The organism is Streptomyces sp. NPDC088785 (assembly GCF_044750685.1).
In the GTDB taxonomy this organism is placed as follows: Bacteria; Actinomycetota; Actinomycetes; order Streptomycetales; family Streptomycetaceae; genus Streptomyces.
The window spans coordinates 57,920-72,431 of the sequence record NZ_JBIVKH010000008.1; the positions used below are offsets into that span (position 1 = coordinate 57,920).

Consider the following 14,512-nt stretch of genomic DNA (forward strand, 5'->3'; position numbering starts at 1 on the left):
ATGCCGAGAACGATGGAGGACATCATGTCACCCCGGCTCGACGAATCGCGTCCTGACCAGGCGGCGTCGACTCTCCCCCCGGAACCGCGTGCCGACGCCGACGCCAGCGCTTCGGTCCCGTCCGGCACCCCGGCGGACTCCCTGGACGGGCTCGACGGCCTGCCGGAGATCCCCCCTTACGACGAAGTTGCCCCACTCGACGCCCGAGCGCTCTCCAAGACGCTCTTCGCGCGCCTTGAGTCCCTCGAAGAGGGCACCCACGACTTTTCCTATGTCCGCAACACGCTGGTCGAGCTCAATCTCGCCCTGGTGAAGTTCGCGGCCTCCCGGTTCCGCTCCCGCAGCGAGCCGATGGAGGACATCATCCAGGTCGGCACCATCGGCCTGATCAAGGCGATCGACCGCTTCGAGCTGAGCCGGGGCGTCGAGTTCCCCACGTTCGCGATGCCGACCATCGTCGGCGAGATCAAGCGCTTCTTCCGCGACACCTCCTGGTCGGTGCGCGTACCGCGGCGCCTCCAGGAACTCCGTCTCGACCTCGCCAAGGCGGGCGACGAACTCGCCCAGCAGCTCGATCGCGCCCCCACGGTGGGCGAGCTCGCCGAACGCCTGGGCATCACGAACGAAGAGGTCGTCGAGGGCATGGCGGCGTCCAACGCCTACACCGCCAGCTCGCTCGACGCGCAGCCGGAGGAGGACGACTCCGAGGGCGCCCTCGCGGACCGCATCGGCTACGAGGACCACGGCCTGGAGGGCATCGAGTACGTCGAGTCCCTCAAGCCGCTGATCGCCGAACTCCCGGCGCGCGACCGCAAGATCCTGTCCCTGCGCTTCGTGGCGAACATGACCCAGTCGGAGATCGGCGACGAACTGGGAATCTCGCAGATGCACGTGTCGCGGCTGCTGTCGCGCACGCTGGTCCGTCTGCGCAAGGGGCTGACGGTGGAGGAGTGAGCCCTCCGGACGGTCCCTTACGGTTCCCCGCACGAGCGGGCCCGCCTCCCCGATCCCCGGGGGCCGGGCCCGCTCGTTCTTTCTGTCCGGCGCCGCACGGATCACAGGCCGCGGGCGGCGATGTCGCCCTGCGAGGTGTCCGCCCGGACGGCCAGGGCCGGAGTGCCGCCGGTATTCTTCAGGGAGTCGGCCACCCGGCCGTGACCGGTGCGGGCGTCGAGCGTCGCGGAGGTGCCCGGGGCGGCGCCGACGGTGATGTCGCCCTGCCGGGTGCGCAGCGTCAGGGTCCCCGCGACGGCCTGGACGACCGTCAGATCGCCGCGCTGCGTGGTGAGTTCGCCGTCCCCGGCGAGGCGCCCGATGGTGATGGCGCCGTCCTGGAGGGTGATCCGGGCGCTCGCCGCCTCGGCCAGGTCGACCGGACCGAGGGCGCCCTCGACGACGACGTCGCCGAGCCGGCCCTCGGCGTGCAGCGCGCCGCAGGCCGCCGCGGTCTCGACGTGCGATCCCGCGGGCAGGTGGACGGTCACCTCGACCGCGCCGGACGGGCCGAGGGACCGGTGTCCGGCGCCGGGTGCCTCGATCCGCAGCACGCCGTCCGCGCAGGAGACGGCGGTCCGCTCGGCGGCCTGCTCGTCGCGGCTGCGGCCGGCGGTCGCGGGGCGGACCTCGACGGTGGTGTCGGGCCGGTCGGCCGCGACGAGGCGGACCCGGGCGGCGGGGAGGGCGAGGACGGCGGTGACGGGGGCGGGGGTGGTGAAGCTCTGCATCGTTCTCTCCTGGGAATCGTTGTTTCCGATGAGAGAAACGCTACGTTGCGTTCACAATTTCCTCAATGGCTTTGTTGCGTCGGACTGCGCAACTCCCAGGTGGGAGCGGGTATTTCATTGCAACCGAGGTGGAGTTAACGCAACAGCCGTCTCTCATTTCATTGCAATGAATGGGGGTGAACGCTCCGGAGGGCTTAGGCTGGCCGCCGCAGAACAGGAGCCCTCACCTGCCATGACCAGCCAGCCCGCTCTCTCCGTCCGCGGCGTCTCCCGCGCGGAGCATCTGGCCCACCTCACCCTGTATCCCGGCGTGAGCCATCTCCAGATCCCCGAGTGGGGCGCCGTGAAGCCCGACTGGGAGGCCGAGAGCGTCGGCTGGTTCGACGGCCCGGTCATGGCGGCCGCCGCGCTCGTGCTGTACCGGACGCTGCCGGGGACCCGGCGCACGCTCGCCTACCTGCCCGACGGGCCGTCGATCGACTGGCGCGACCCGCGGCTGGGCCGCTGGCTGGAGCCGCTGGTCGCGCACGTGACCGAGCGCGGGGCGTTCTCGCTGCGCATCGGGCCGCCGCTCGTCGTACGGCAGTGGGAGCCGGCCACCGTCGCCGAGGGCATCGCCGACGGCGGCGTCCGGCATCTGCACGGGATGGCGGCCGACCACATCGACGGCACGGCGCTGGAGGTCGGGGAGCGGCTGCGGCGGCTGGGCTGGCGGCCGTGCGCGGACGGCGACGACGCCGGGTTCGGGGTGGGGCAGCCGCGGTACGGGTGCCAGGTGCCGCTGGCCGGACGCTCGGCGCCGGACGTGCGCGCCGGGCTCGCGCCGCACTGGCGCGAGGAGTTGGCGGCCTCGGCCGCCGCCGGCGTCCGGGTCGCCTGGGGCTCGGCCGCCGACCTGCCCGCCTTCCACCGGCTGTACGTGCGCACCGCCGCCCGGGACGGGTTCAAGGCGCGGCCCGCCGCGTACTTCGACCGCATGTGGCAGGCGCTGAACGCCGAGCACGACGACCGGCTCCGGCTCTGCCTCGCCGAACACGACGGCGAGGTGCTGTCCGCCGCGCTGATGATCTCCGTCGGGTCGCGGGTCTGGCACTCCTACGCCGCGTCCGGCGACCGGGGGCGCGACCTGCGGCCCAGCAACGCCCTGGTGTGGCGGATGCTGGGCGACGCCCGGGACGCGGGCGCGGCCACGTACGACCTGCGGGCCGTCAGCCCGCTGCTCACCGAGGACAACCGGCTGCTGGACCGGCTGCGGTTCGAGACCGGGGCCGGCGGGCGGGCCGTGGAGTACCTGGGCGAGTGGGAGCTTCCCGTCGGGCACCAGGGGCGGGTCCTGCAACGGGCGTTGGGGTTCTACCTCGGCCACCGCTGAGCCGGCCCCGGCCCGGTGCGTCAGGCGACGCGGGCCCCGGCCCGCCAGACCTGCGACACCAGCGGCACGCCCGGCCGGTACGCCAGGTGCACATGGCTGGGGGCGTCCAGGAACGCCAGGTCGGCCCGCGCACCGGGCGCCAGGTGGCCGACGTCGGTGCGGCGCAGCGCCCTGGCGCCGCCCGCCGTCGCGGACCACAGCGCCTCGTCGGGGGTCATCCCCATGTCCCGTACGGCGAGGGCGATGCAGAACGGCACCGAGGACGTGAACGACGAGCCGGGGTTGCAGTCCGTGGAGAGGGCCACCGTGGCACCCGCGTCCAGCAGCCGGCGGGCGTCCGGCCAGGCGGCGCGCGTGGAGAACTCGGCGCCGGGCAGCAGGGTCGCCACCGTGTCGCTGTGGGCGAGGGCGTCGACGTCGGCGTCCGTGAGGTGGGTGCAGTGGTCGGCCGAGGCCGCGTCGAGTTCCACGGCGAGCTGGACGCCCGGGCCGTAGGAGAGCTGGTTGGCGTGGATGCGCGGGAGCAGGCCCCTGGCCCGGCCCGCGGTGAGGATCGCGCGCGCCTGGTCGCCGTCGAAGGCGCCCTTCTCGCAGAAGACGTCGATCCAGCGGGCGTGCGGGGCGCAGGCGTCCAGCATCTCGCCGGTCACGAGCGCGACGTAGGCGGCCGGGTCGTCGGCGAAGTCCGGGGAGACGATGTGGGCGCCGAGGAAGGTGACCTCGTCGGTGTGGGCCGCGGCGATGCGCAGGGCGCGTTCCTCGTCGGCCGTGGTGAGGCCGTAGCCCGACTTCGTCTCGAAGGTGGTCGTGCCCTGGCGGAGCGCCTCCGCGAGGTGGTGGGTGAGGTTCGCCTCCAGCGCGGCGTCCGTGGCGGCGCGGGTGGCGGCCACCGTCGTGCGGATGCCTCCGGCGCGGTAGCTCTGGCCGGACATGCGGGCGTTGAACTCCTCGGTGCGGTCGCCGGCGAAGACCAGGTGGGAGTGGGAGTCGACGAAGCCCGGGATCACGGTCCTGCCTCCGGCGTCCTGGGTGGTGTCGGTGGCCGGGACGCGGTCCGTCGGGCCCGTCCAGGCGATGCGGTCGCCCTCGATGACGAGCGCGGCGTCCTTGATCTGGCCGAGGGGGCCGGTGCCGAGGTCCGGGTTGTTGGTGACCAGGGTGCCGATGTGGGTGATGGCCGTGGAGGTCTGCGTCGTCATGGGTGCTCTCCGTGGGGGTGAGGGGGCGGTTGCCCCTGGCGTGCGTTCGTCTCTGCGGGCCGGTGGGGGCTGGTCGCGCAGTTCCCCGCGCCCCTCAAGGGTCGTTCCCCGTCCGCGGGCCGGTGGGGGCCGGTCGCGCAGTTCCCCGCGCCCCTCAAGGGTCGTTCCCCGTCCGCGGGCCGGTGGGGGCCGGTCGCGCAGTTCCCCGCGCCCCTCAAGGGGCGTTCGCCGGGCGGGGTTGTCAGCGTAGGGCGGTGATCGCTCTGGTCAGGGCGGGGGCTGCGTCGGGGATGAGGGTGTGGTGTCCGTCGCGTACCACCCGGCGCCCGCCCACGACCACGTCGGTGACGTCGGCCCCGCTGGCCGAGAACACCGCCGTCTCCGCCCCGAGCCGCGCCGGCGCCCCCACCGTCCGTACGGAGTCCAGCGTCACCGTGACCAGATCGGCGAGCGCCCCGGGCTCGATCACCCCGGCGTCGGGCCAGCCCAGCGCCGCGTGCCCGTCGGCGGAGGCGGCGCGCAGCAGGGCGTTCGCCGTCCAGTGGCCCCGGGTGCGCGAGCGCAGCCGCTCGTTCAGCTCCATCGCGCGCGCCTCCTCGAAGAGGTCGATCACGGCGTGGCTGTCCGAGCCGAGGCAGAGCGGCGATCCCGCCCGCTGGAGCGGGACGGCGGGCCCGATGCCGTCGGCCAGGTCGCGTTCGGTGGTCGGGCACATGCAGGTGCCGGTGGACGTGTCGCCGATCAGCTTGATGTCGGTGTCGGTGAGGTGGGTGTTGTGGACGCCGGTGGTGCGCGCGCCCAGCACCCCGTGGTCGGCGAGCAGCTGGGTCGGCGTCCGGCCGTGGGCGGCGAGGCAGGCGTCGTTCTCGGCGGTCTGCTCGGAGAGGTGGACGTGCAGCGGCGCGTCCCGCTCGGCGGCCCACGCGGCGACCGTCGCCAGCTGGTCGGCGGGGACCGCGCGGACGGAGTGCACGGCGGCGCCGATCCGGGCGTGCGGCCGGCCGGTCAGCAGCGACGCCCGCTCGGCCCAGGCCTCGGTGGTGCCGTCGGAGAAGCGGAGCTGGTGGCGGTCGGGCTCCTTGCCGAAGCCGGCGGAGACGTACGCCGTGTCGAGGAGGGTGAGCCGGATCCCGGCGTCGGCGGCGGCCGCGATCAGTGCCTCGCCCATCGCGTTCGGGTCGGCGTAGCGGGCGCCGCCGGGGGCGTGGTGCACGTAGTGGAACTCGCCGACGGCCGTGATGCCGGTCAGCGCCATCTCCGCGTACACGGCGCGCGCGAGTGCGTGGTAGGTGTCCGGCGTGAGCCGCTCCGCGACCGCGTACATGACCTCGCGCCAGGTCCAGAACGTGCCGGAGCCGACCTGCACCGTCGCGCGCAGCGCCCGGTGGAAGGCGTGGCTGTGGGCGTTGGCGAGGCCGGGCAGGGTCAGGCCGCGCAGGGCCGTCGCGCCGGGCGGCGGCGCGGGGACGCCGGTGCGCACGGCCGTGATGCGGCCGGCGCCGTCGGTGGGGGTCACGTCGACGGCCACGTCCGGCTCGACGTGGGTGCCGAGCCAGGCGTGCTCCAGCCAGTACGTCGTCGTCACTTGCAGGCCAGCCCTTCCAGTACGTCGGCCAGTGCGCGCACCCCGGCGAGGCAGTCGTCCTCGGCGGCGGTCTCGGCCGGGGAGTGCGAGACGCCCGTCGGGTTGCGCACGAACAGCATGGCGGTGGGGACCGCGGAGGCGAGGATCCCCGCGTCGTGTCCCGCGCCGGTGCCGAGGACGGGTACCGCGAGGCCGGGGCGGTCGGCGCCGAGGCCGAGGATGCGGGCGAGCTCGTCGCGCAGCGCGTGGTCGAACTCGACGACCGGGGTGAAGGACTCGCGGGTGAGGGTGACGTCGATGCCGTGCGCGTCGGCGTACTCGCGGGCCGCGCGCTCGATGGCGGTGACCGTCCGGTCGAGGGCGTCCTGCCCGGCGGCGCGGGAGTCCAGCCAGCCGCGGACCAGCGAGGGGATGGCGTTGACGCCGTTGGGCTCGACGGAGATCTTGCCGAAGGTGGCCACGGCGCCGGCGAGCCGGGCCTCGCGGCGGGCCGCCAGCACCGTCTCCGCGTAGGGCAGCATCGGGTCGCGGCGGTCGGCGAGGCGGGTGGTGCCCGCGTGGTTGGCCTCGCCCGCGAAGTCGAAGCGCCAGCGGCCGTGCGGCCAGATGGAGCTGGCGATGCCGACGGCGTCGCCGGAGAGGTCGAGGGCGCGGCCCTGCTCGACGTGGAGTTCGATGAACGCGCCGATCCGGGCGAGGCGCTCGGGGTCCGGGCCGATCGCCCCGGGGTCGTACCCGGCGCGCTCCATCGCCTGCGGGAGCGTGACGCCGTCGGCGTCGGTGAGCCGGTGCGCGGCCTCGCGGGTGAGGTGGCCGCCGGTGAGCCGGGAGCCGACGCAGGCCAGGCCGAACCGGGCGCCCTCCTCGTCGCCGAAGTTGGTGATGGCGAACGGCTTGGCGAACTCCGCTCCCCTGTGGCGGAGTTCGTCGAGCGCGGCGAAGGAGGAGACCACGCCGAGCGGGCCGTCGAAGGCGCCGCCGTCGGGGACCGAGTCCAGGTGGGAGCCGGTGACGACGGCGTCGCCGGCCAGCGGGTCGCCGAGCCAGGCCCACTGGTTGCCGTTGCGGTCCAGCTCGTAGGTCAGGCCGCGGGACTCGGCCTGGTCGCGGAACCAGGCGCGGCAGTCGGCGTCGGCGCCGGTCCAGGCGTGCCGGCGGTAGCCGCGGGTGTCCTCGTCGCGGCCGACGGGGAGGAGGTCGCGCCACATCTCCAGGAAGCCCGCTCCCCCGTCCCGCGTCCCCGACGGGTCTTGAGTACTCACAGGCTGTCGTCCTCTCGCATCGGAGCGCCTCCCGGCCCACGGACGTCGGCGACGCCACGGTGCATTCGATATTCACATACTCGTCGCCTGAATAGATCTAGTCAACACCTCGGCCCGGCGCCACCCCGGGCGCCGGGCCCCGTCCCCCGACCACCGGGAGCACGCCCGGAACGCCTTCCGCAAGGGCGTGCGGCGGGTGGTCCCGCCGGCACCAACACCGGTGCGTTCAGGCGGAGTCGGCGGATTTTAGACCCTCATCGAATGTTCCACTGGAAAATGCCAGAACGCTCACCAGGCCGCCGTACGGTGCGTAGCGTCTTCGTCACACGCGCATCAGCTTTGCACGAACGCGGCGACAGGTGGGGGGTTTCAGGCGTGCCCGGAATCGACGAGTGCCTGCTAGAGGCCATGCGGCTGCCGGGGGCACGGGGTGCCTCCGTCGTCGACTGGACCAGCGGGCTCGCGCTGGGCACCATCGGCGAGTCGCCCAACGGCGACCACGAGGCCACCGCGACCGAGGCCGCCGAGCTGGCCCGGCTCGCCGCCGAGCACCGGGCGTTCGCCCCCGCCGACGGCAACGACTGGACCGGCGTGTCGGGCGGCGACAAGTCCCCGCCGATCGAGGACGTCATCGTCACCAGCCGCGACGGGTACCACCTGCTGCGCTTCGTGCCGACCACCTTCGACAGCAGCGTCTTCCTGCATCTGTGGCTCGGCCGCGACGAGGGCAATCTCGCCCTGTCCCGCATACGCCTGGCCGACCTGGCCGACCGGCTGGTCCTCGGATGACCACCGCCTCCGCGCCCGCCGCGGGCGTCTCCCCGATGCTCAGCAGACTCGCCGCCGAGCAGGCGACGGGCGCGCTGATCCGCGAACACGGCACCCTCTACCTCGCCGACGGCCGGATCGTGCACGCGGAGTCCCCGGCCACCCCCGGCATGGACGTCCTGCTCACCGCGGGCGGCGCCGTGCACGCCGACGGCTGGTGGGAGGCGGTCGACCGGGCCGGGGCCCGACGCTCCGTCGGCCGCTACCTCGTCGAGCACGGCGGACTCAGCGACGGCGCGCTCGAACTGTGCCACCTGGGCGCCCTGTTCGACGCCGCCTACTTCACCCTCGCGCCCAGCAGCGGCCCGACCCGGTTCCGGTACGGGGTCTCGCACTGGTTCGGGGCGGTGCGCCCGGTGCCGGTGGCGTCCGTCGAGCGGGAGACGCTGCGCCGCCGCGACCTGCTCCAGCGGATCTGGCCCGAGCCGGACACCGACACCGCCCCGCTCACCCGGGCCGGCACCCGCGACCTGCGGGTGCCGCCGCGCCGCCGCCGCGTCCTGGACCTGGTGGACGGCGAGCGCACCGCGTCCCAGATCGCGCTGATGCTCGGCCGGCCCGCCTTCCACACCCTGGTGGACCTGCGGCGGCTCGCCGCGAGCGGCCTGGTCACCACCGCGCCCCCGGCGCCGGCCGCCGACACCGCCCCGCCCGAGTGGCTGGCCCGCGCCGCCGTCGACGACCCGGACGTGGCCCTGCTGCGCCGCCTGCGCAAGGCGCTGGAGGCCCTGTGATACGTCTGCGCCGCGGCACCCGGGGCCCCGCATCCTCCGAACTCTCCGAAGGGAGACCGCCGATGGCGGACGAGGCCGAAGTCCTCGGCGAACTACAGCGGTTGAGAGTCCGGGTGCCCCAGGTCACGGGGGCCCTCGCGGCCAGCGTCGACGGGCTGGTCCTCGCCCAGGACACCTCCGGCGTCGAGCCGGAGGGGGTGGCCGCGCTCACCGCCGCCGCCCTCGGGGTCGCCCAGCGCCTCTCCGACGCCACCGGCCAGGGCGCCTTCCGCGAACTGCTGGTGCGCGGCACGAACGGCTACGTCGCCACGTACGCCGCCGGGGACACCGCGGTCCTGACCCTGCTCGCCGAGAACCGGGTCAACGTCGGACGGCTCCACCTGGAGGGCCGCAGAGCCGGCAGCCGGGTCGGTGAACTCGTCGCCGAGGCGGCCGAACTGCCCGAACCCGTGATGCGGACCAAGGGCCGCGCCCGGGCCCGCACCGCCGCGAACGAGACGGCGCCGACGACCGACAGCGGACTCCCGGTCCGCACCGCCAAGCCGTCCGACCTCGCCCAGCACGTCGAACCCAAGCTCCAGCCCAGAACCGCCCGTTGACGGGCGGCGACCTGCCGCCGGCGCACCGCCGGCGACGCACCCGGAACGCGAAGAAGACACCACCGCACACGGAAGGAACCACCACCATGACCAACGCCGAGACCGCCCTCAAGGACGCCGTCGCCTCCATCGAGGGCGCCAGCGCCGCCGCCCTGGTCGACTACACCAGCGGCATGGCCCTCGGGACGATCGGCGGCTCCAAGTCGTTCGACCTGGAGGTGGCGGCGGCCGGGAACACCGACGTCGTCCGCGCCAAGCTCCGCACCATGGAACACCTCGGCATCAAGGACGAGATCGAGGACATCCTGATCACCCTCAGCACGCAGTACCACCTGATCCGCCTGATCAAGGGCCGCGGGGGCAACGGCCTCTTCCTCTACCTGGTGCTCGACTCCTCGCGCGCCAACCTGGCGATGGCCCGCCACCAGCTCAAGAAGATCGAGGCCGAACTGGAGGTCTGAGCCCGTGCGGCCCGGACTCCGGGACGGACCCTGACGGCGCCGCGCCCCACCCGGGCGCGGCGTCCGCGACGGCCAGCGTCCGCAGCCGGTCCGCCGTGGCCGACCCCGGCTCCGGGGTGTACACCACCAGCGTCTGGTCGGGCTCGCCGGAGACCGTCAGCGTCTCGTAGGGCATGACCAGTTCACCGACGACGGGGTGCGCCATCAGCTTCGCCCCGGTCGTCTTGCGTTTCACCTGGTGGTCGGCCCACAGCCGCCGGAAGTCCGCGCTGGCCAGGGACAGTTCGCCCACCAGCCGGGCCAGCCGCGGATCGCCCGGGTGCAGCCCGGCGTCCAGCCGCAGGTGCGCCACCGTCTCCGCGGCGACCGCGGCCCACTGCGGGTACAGCTCCCGCGCCGCCGGGGCGAGGAACACCTGCCGCGGCATGTTCCGCTCCTTCGGCGCCATCGCCGAGAACCCGAGCAGGGCGTCCCCCAGCGCGTTCCAGGCGAGGACGTCCATGCGGCGGCCGAGCACGAACGCGGGCGCCCGGTCGATGGTGTCCAGGAGCAGGCGCAGGCCGGGCCGCACCCGCTGCTCGCCGTCCCGGCGCACCGCCGGAGCGGGCCGGGCCACCGAGCGCAGATACGCGGTCTCGGTCGGATCGAGCCGCAGCACCCGGCCGACGGCGTCCAGGACGGCGTCGGAGACCGACTGCCCGCGCCCCTGTTCGAGCCGGATGTAGTAGTCGACGCTGACCCCCGCGAGCTGCGCCACCTCCTCGCGCCGCAGCCCCGGCACCCGCCGCCGCCCGTACTCCGGCAGCCCGACCTCCTCGGGCCGGATGCGGGCGCGCCGCGTCCGCAGGAAATCCCCTATGCCGCCCAGTTCCCCGTCGTCGTCCATGCCGCGATCCTAGGGCCGGCCCGCGCGCCCAGCCTGGTACTGGCAGACCCAGGAAAAGCTCTGCCCTGGGTGGCGGGCCCGCGCCGCACCACAGTGGGGGCCATGACGACGACACAGCACCTCGTGCCCACCCCCGCCCCCTACGCCGCCCTCTCCGGCCGCACCGCCCTGATCACCGGCGCCGCCAGCGGCATGGGCGAGGCGACCGCCCGGCTGCTGGCCGCGAACGGGGCGCGGGTCGCCCTGGTGGCCCGCCGGGCGGACCGGCTCGGCGCGCTGGCCGAGCGGATCGGCGCCGACGGCGGCAGCGCGCTGGCCGTGCCCGCCGACCTCACCGACCATGCGTCCGTCGACGCGGCCGCCGAGCGGGTGCACGCCGCGTACGGCACGGTGGACCTCGTGGTGAACGCGGCGGGCGTGATGCTGCCCAACCCGATCGCCGACGGCCGCGCCGACGAGTGGCACCGCATGCTCGACACGAACGTCACCGGCGCGCTGCGGGTGATCCGCGCCTTCGTCCCCGACCTCGTCGCGGCGGCCGGGGCGGGCGGCACCGCGGACCTGGTGAACATCTCCTCGATCGGCGCGCACGTGCCGTTCCCGAACTACGCGGTGTACGGGGCGACCAAGGCCGCGCTGACCTATCTCTCCCAGTCGCTGCGCACCGAACTGGGCCCGCACGACGTCCGGGTGACCAATGTGGAGCCGGGCCTGACCGACACCGAGCTGGTCAGCCACGTCGACAACGCCGACCTCTCCGCCCAGCTGGACGGCATGTTCGACGCGCTCGCCGGGCTCACCGCCGACGACATCGCCGACCTGATCGCCTACACGACCAGCCGGCCGCGCCGGGTCAACCTGCGCCAGGTGATCGCCCTGCCCACCCGCCAGGCGTGAGCGGGCGGACGGCTACCCCTCCCACTCCGAACCCTGCCGGTCCTGCCGGTCCTGCCTGTCCTGCCTGTCCTGCCGGTCCGGCGAGCGCCGTCCGCCGCGCAGCCGGTCCGGCAGCGCCCCGCTGTGCACGGCGTTGACCCCGACGATGCCGCCCCAGGCGATCAGCAGCCCGGGCAGGCCGGCGTTGACCACGGCGATCGCGGACAGCGGGACGGCGAGGACGAGGGAGACGACGGCGAAGCCGAAGCGCTCGCCCCAGCTGCCGCCGTCGCGGCGGCCCCGGCGGCTGTCGCGGGCGGCGGTCATCTGCTGCTCGGCGAGCTGGCGCCGCACCAGGCGGTCGACCATGGGGTCGAGGCGCTGGTCGACCTTGTCGAGGAACGAGTCGACGAGCGCCGACTCGTACTCCGCCCCCAGCTCTCTGCGCGCCTGGACGGTCGCGTCGAGGTCCTTCTTCAGTTCGGCATCGCGTGCGCGTTCGCGGGCTTCCATACCCTCGTACGGTACGGATCCGGCGGCGTCCGGACAGTGGGGCTAACCCCCCGAAATCCGCCGGAGGGTCAGGAGCGGCCCGCTGCGGCCGGCTCGCCCGCGCCCGCCCCCGCGCCCTCGCCGGGCAGGCCCAGGATCGTCGCGTCCGGCACGTGCGAGGTGTCCCGGCGGGCGAGCAGCCAGTACAGGACGGCGGGGACGGCGAGCCCGACGATCCACGAGATGTCGGCGCCGCCGAGCGGACCGACCAGCGGGCCGGTGTAGAACGACGTGGCCAGGAACGGCAGCTGGGCCAGGACCCCGACCGCGTACACGCCGAGCGCGTCCCACCGCCAGGCGCCGTAGCGGCCGTGCGGGTCGGCGAGGGCGGGGATGTCGTAGCGCTCGCGCGAGATCAGGTAGTAGTCGACCAGGTTGACCGCGGACCACGGCGTGAAGAACGTCAGCAGGAACAGCAGGAAGTCCTTGAAGGAGTTCAGGAAGCTGTCCTTGCCGAGCAGGGCGACGGCCGTGCCGGCGATCATGATGACCGCGATGTACGCGGCCCGGCCGCGCGGGCCGAGGGTGCGCCGGCCGCGGAAGCCGCTGACGCCGGTCACCATCGACATGAAGCCGCCGTAGGTGTTGAGCACGTTGATGGTGAGCTTGCCGAGCGCGATCACGAAGTAGAAGACGGAGGCGACGAGACCGGTGCCGCCGAGCGAGACGACGTAGCCGACCTGGTTGTCGATGAAGGCCTCGCCGGCGCTCGCGGCGACCAGCACGCCGAACGCCATCGACCACTGCGAGCCGAGCGCCGAGCCGGCCAGCGTCCACCAGAACGTCGCCCGGCCGCTCGTCGCGCGCGGCAGGTAGCGCGAGTAGTCGGCGACGTACGGGCCGAACGCGAGCTGCCAGGACGCCGAGAGGGAGACGGCGAGCAGGAACATCGGGAGGGAGAAGTGCGCGTCGCCGAGGAGCGCGCCGAGGTCGACGCGGTCCAGGAGCCGGATGCCGAGGTAGACGAAGGCCAGCGCGCAGATCACGCTGGCGACCCGGCCGAGGATGTGGATGACGCGGTAGCCGACGGCCGCCATGACGGCCGTGATCAGCGCGAAGACGACGATGCCGGTGGCGTCGCCGGTGTGCGTCAGCTCGGCGGTCGCCTGGCCGGCGAGCACGCTGCCGCTGGCGAAGAACCCGACATACATCAGGATCACGAGGAGCAGCGGCAGGACGGCGCCCTTGACCCCGAACTGCGCCCGCGACTGGATCATCTGGGGCAGTCCGAGCTTGGGGCCCTGCGCGGAGTGCAGGGCCATGACGGCGCCGCCGAGCAGATTGCCCAGGGCGAGCCCGGCCAGCGACCAGACCACGTCACCGCCGAAGACGACCGCGAGGGCGCCCGTGACGACGGCCGTGATGTGGAGGTTGGCGCCCAGCCAGAGCGTGAACTGGCTGAAGGGGTGTCCGTGCCGTTCGCTGTCGGGGACGACGTCGATGGAGTGCTGCTCCACTACCGCTGCCATGCGGGGCCTCCCTACTTCTTCCGCGTCAGGCCGTGCCGGCGCGCGTAGTCGTTCGCCACGTCCTCGGGGTCCTTCTTGTCCTTGTCGACGAGCCGGTTCAGCTCGGTGAGGTGCTCGGTGGTCAGCACGTTGCCGAGGCGGGCCAGGGCCTTGCGGACGGTCGAGTCGGCCTTGCGGTCGGCGATCAGCGGGACGACGTGCTGGCCGGGGACGAGGTTCTTGGGGTCGGTGAGGACGACCCAGTGGTTGGCGGCGATGTCGGTGTCGGTGGTGAACAGGTTCGCCACGTCGACGTCGCCCTTGCGCAGGGCGCCCTTGACCAGCGGGCCGGACGAGTCGAGGGACTTGAACTCCTTGAACTCGATGCCGTAGACGTCCTTCAGGCCGACGGCGCCGACCTGCCGCTTCTTGACCTCGGGGGCCGCGCCGATGACCAGCCGGCCGTTGTGCCGCGCGAGGTCCGCGAGGGACTTCAGGTGGTACTTCGCGGCGGTCTCGCGGGTGACGACGAAGGCGTCGGAGTCCTCGGCCATCCCGTAGGGGAGGATCTGGAGGCCGTTCGGGAGGGCCATGGCGAGGGCGTTCTGCATCTCGCCCTCCTCGGTGGCCTTCGCCTTGGTGTCGAGGTAGTGCAGGAGGGCGCCCTGGTACTCGGGCAGCAGGTCGATGTCGCCGCCGCGCAGGGCGGGGATGAGGATCTCGCGGGTGCCGAGGTTGGGCCGCACGGAGGTCTTCACCCCGGCGGCGTCGAGGACGGCCGCGTAGAGATGGCCGAGGACCTGGTTCTCGGTGAAGTTGGCGGTGCCGATGGTGACGCCGCCCTTGCTGGAGCCGGAGCCGGAGCCGCCGCCCCCGTCGCCGTTCAGCGAGGTGATGCCACTGGAGCAGGCGGCCAGTGCGGGTACGGAGGCCGCGGCGGCGAGCCCGCCGAGCAGCGTGCGTCGGTTGAGTGTGCTCATCTGGCG

General features: G+C 73.8%; 15 protein-coding genes. 7 read left to right on the plus strand and 8 right to left on the minus strand.

The window, feature by feature from the left end:
- Window positions 1-12 precede the first annotated feature (12 nt).
- Complete coding sequence (locus tag ACIP5K_RS22280; RefSeq protein WP_401411945.1) at window positions 13-954, plus strand: RNA polymerase sigma factor SigF; 942 nt, start codon at window positions 13-15, stop codon at window positions 952-954.
- A gap of 101 nt (window positions 955-1,055) precedes the next feature.
- On the opposite strand, the gene ACIP5K_RS22285 is transcribed toward ACIP5K_RS22280, so the two are convergent.
- A complete protein-coding gene (locus ACIP5K_RS22285; protein WP_401411947.1) occupies window positions 1,056-1,724 on the minus strand; it encodes a DUF4097 family beta strand repeat-containing protein in 669 nt (222 codons plus the stop codon).
- Window positions 1,725-1,956: 232 nt separating this feature from the next.
- Here ACIP5K_RS22285 and ACIP5K_RS22290 point away from each other — a divergent pair, with 232 nt between their 5' ends.
- A complete protein-coding gene (locus ACIP5K_RS22290) occupies window positions 1,957-3,096 on the plus strand; it encodes a lipid II:glycine glycyltransferase FemX (RefSeq protein WP_401411948.1) in 1,140 nt (379 codons plus the stop codon).
- A 20-nt stretch (window positions 3,097-3,116) separates the two neighbouring features.
- On the opposite strand, the gene hutI is transcribed toward ACIP5K_RS22290, so the two are convergent.
- The 3 genes from hutI to ACIP5K_RS22305 form a co-directional block, all read right to left on the minus strand.
- Window positions 3,117-4,295, minus strand: coding sequence for an imidazolonepropionase (gene hutI, locus ACIP5K_RS22295; protein ID WP_401411949.1), 1,179 nt, complete (start codon window positions 4,293-4,295; stop codon window positions 3,117-3,119).
- Window positions 4,296-4,536: 241 nt separating this feature from the next.
- A complete protein-coding gene (locus ACIP5K_RS22300) occupies window positions 4,537-5,886 on the minus strand; it encodes a formimidoylglutamate deiminase (protein ID WP_401412280.1) in 1,350 nt (449 codons plus the stop codon).
- Entirely contained in the window at window positions 5,877-7,088 is a 1,212-nt protein-coding gene (locus ACIP5K_RS22305) for an allantoate amidohydrolase (RefSeq protein ID WP_401412282.1), read from the minus strand. Before ACIP5K_RS22305 ends, ACIP5K_RS22300 begins: the two co-directional genes overlap by 10 nt.
- Window positions 7,089-7,517: 429 nt before the next feature.
- Here ACIP5K_RS22305 and ACIP5K_RS22310 point away from each other — a divergent pair, with 429 nt between their 5' ends.
- From ACIP5K_RS22310 to ACIP5K_RS22325, 4 genes are all read left to right on the plus strand, one after another.
- Window positions 7,518-7,931, plus strand: a complete 414-nt coding sequence (locus tag ACIP5K_RS22310) for a hypothetical protein (RefSeq protein WP_401411951.1) — start codon at window positions 7,518-7,520, stop codon at window positions 7,929-7,931.
- The gene (locus tag ACIP5K_RS22315; RefSeq protein ID WP_401411952.1) at window positions 7,928-8,704 is read left to right on the plus strand and encodes a transcriptional regulator; all 777 of its coding nucleotides are present in this window, start codon (window positions 7,928-7,930) and stop codon (window positions 8,702-8,704) included. Before ACIP5K_RS22310 ends, ACIP5K_RS22315 begins: the two co-directional genes overlap by 4 nt.
- A gap of 62 nt (window positions 8,705-8,766) precedes the next feature.
- A complete protein-coding gene (locus tag ACIP5K_RS22320) occupies window positions 8,767-9,303 on the plus strand; it encodes a roadblock/LC7 domain-containing protein (protein WP_401411954.1) in 537 nt (178 codons plus the stop codon).
- An 86-nt stretch (window positions 9,304-9,389) separates the two neighbouring features.
- Window positions 9,390-9,764, plus strand: coding sequence for a hypothetical protein (locus ACIP5K_RS22325; protein ID WP_401411956.1), 375 nt, complete (start codon window positions 9,390-9,392; stop codon window positions 9,762-9,764).
- Here ACIP5K_RS22325 and ACIP5K_RS22330 read toward each other — a convergent pair.
- The gene (locus ACIP5K_RS22330) at window positions 9,733-10,650 is read right to left on the minus strand and encodes a helix-turn-helix transcriptional regulator (RefSeq protein WP_401411958.1); all 918 of its coding nucleotides are present in this window, start codon (window positions 10,648-10,650) and stop codon (window positions 9,733-9,735) included. The genes ACIP5K_RS22325 and ACIP5K_RS22330 overlap by 32 nt on opposite strands.
- Before the next feature lie 102 nt (window positions 10,651-10,752).
- Between ACIP5K_RS22330 and ACIP5K_RS22335 the strand changes: the two genes are divergently transcribed.
- On the plus strand, window positions 10,753-11,547 hold the full coding sequence (locus ACIP5K_RS22335) for an SDR family oxidoreductase (protein WP_401411960.1): 795 nt from the start codon (window positions 10,753-10,755) through the stop codon (window positions 11,545-11,547).
- A gap of 12 nt (window positions 11,548-11,559) precedes the next feature.
- On the opposite strand, the gene ACIP5K_RS22340 is transcribed toward ACIP5K_RS22335, so the two are convergent.
- The 3 genes from ACIP5K_RS22340 to ACIP5K_RS22350 form a co-directional block, all read right to left on the minus strand.
- Entirely contained in the window at window positions 11,560-12,039 is a 480-nt protein-coding gene (locus tag ACIP5K_RS22340; protein WP_401411962.1) for a hypothetical protein, read from the minus strand.
- A gap of 68 nt (window positions 12,040-12,107) precedes the next feature.
- Window positions 12,108-13,547 carry a purine-cytosine permease family protein gene (locus tag ACIP5K_RS22345; RefSeq protein ID WP_401411964.1) on the minus strand — a complete coding sequence of 480 codons (1,440 nt, stop codon included), beginning with the start codon at window positions 13,545-13,547 and terminating at the stop codon, window positions 12,108-12,110.
- An 11-nt stretch (window positions 13,548-13,558) separates the two neighbouring features.
- On the minus strand, window positions 13,559-14,506 hold the full coding sequence (locus tag ACIP5K_RS22350) for an ABC transporter substrate-binding protein (protein WP_401411966.1): 948 nt from the start codon (window positions 14,504-14,506) through the stop codon (window positions 13,559-13,561).
- Window positions 14,507-14,512: the final 6 nt, after the last annotated feature.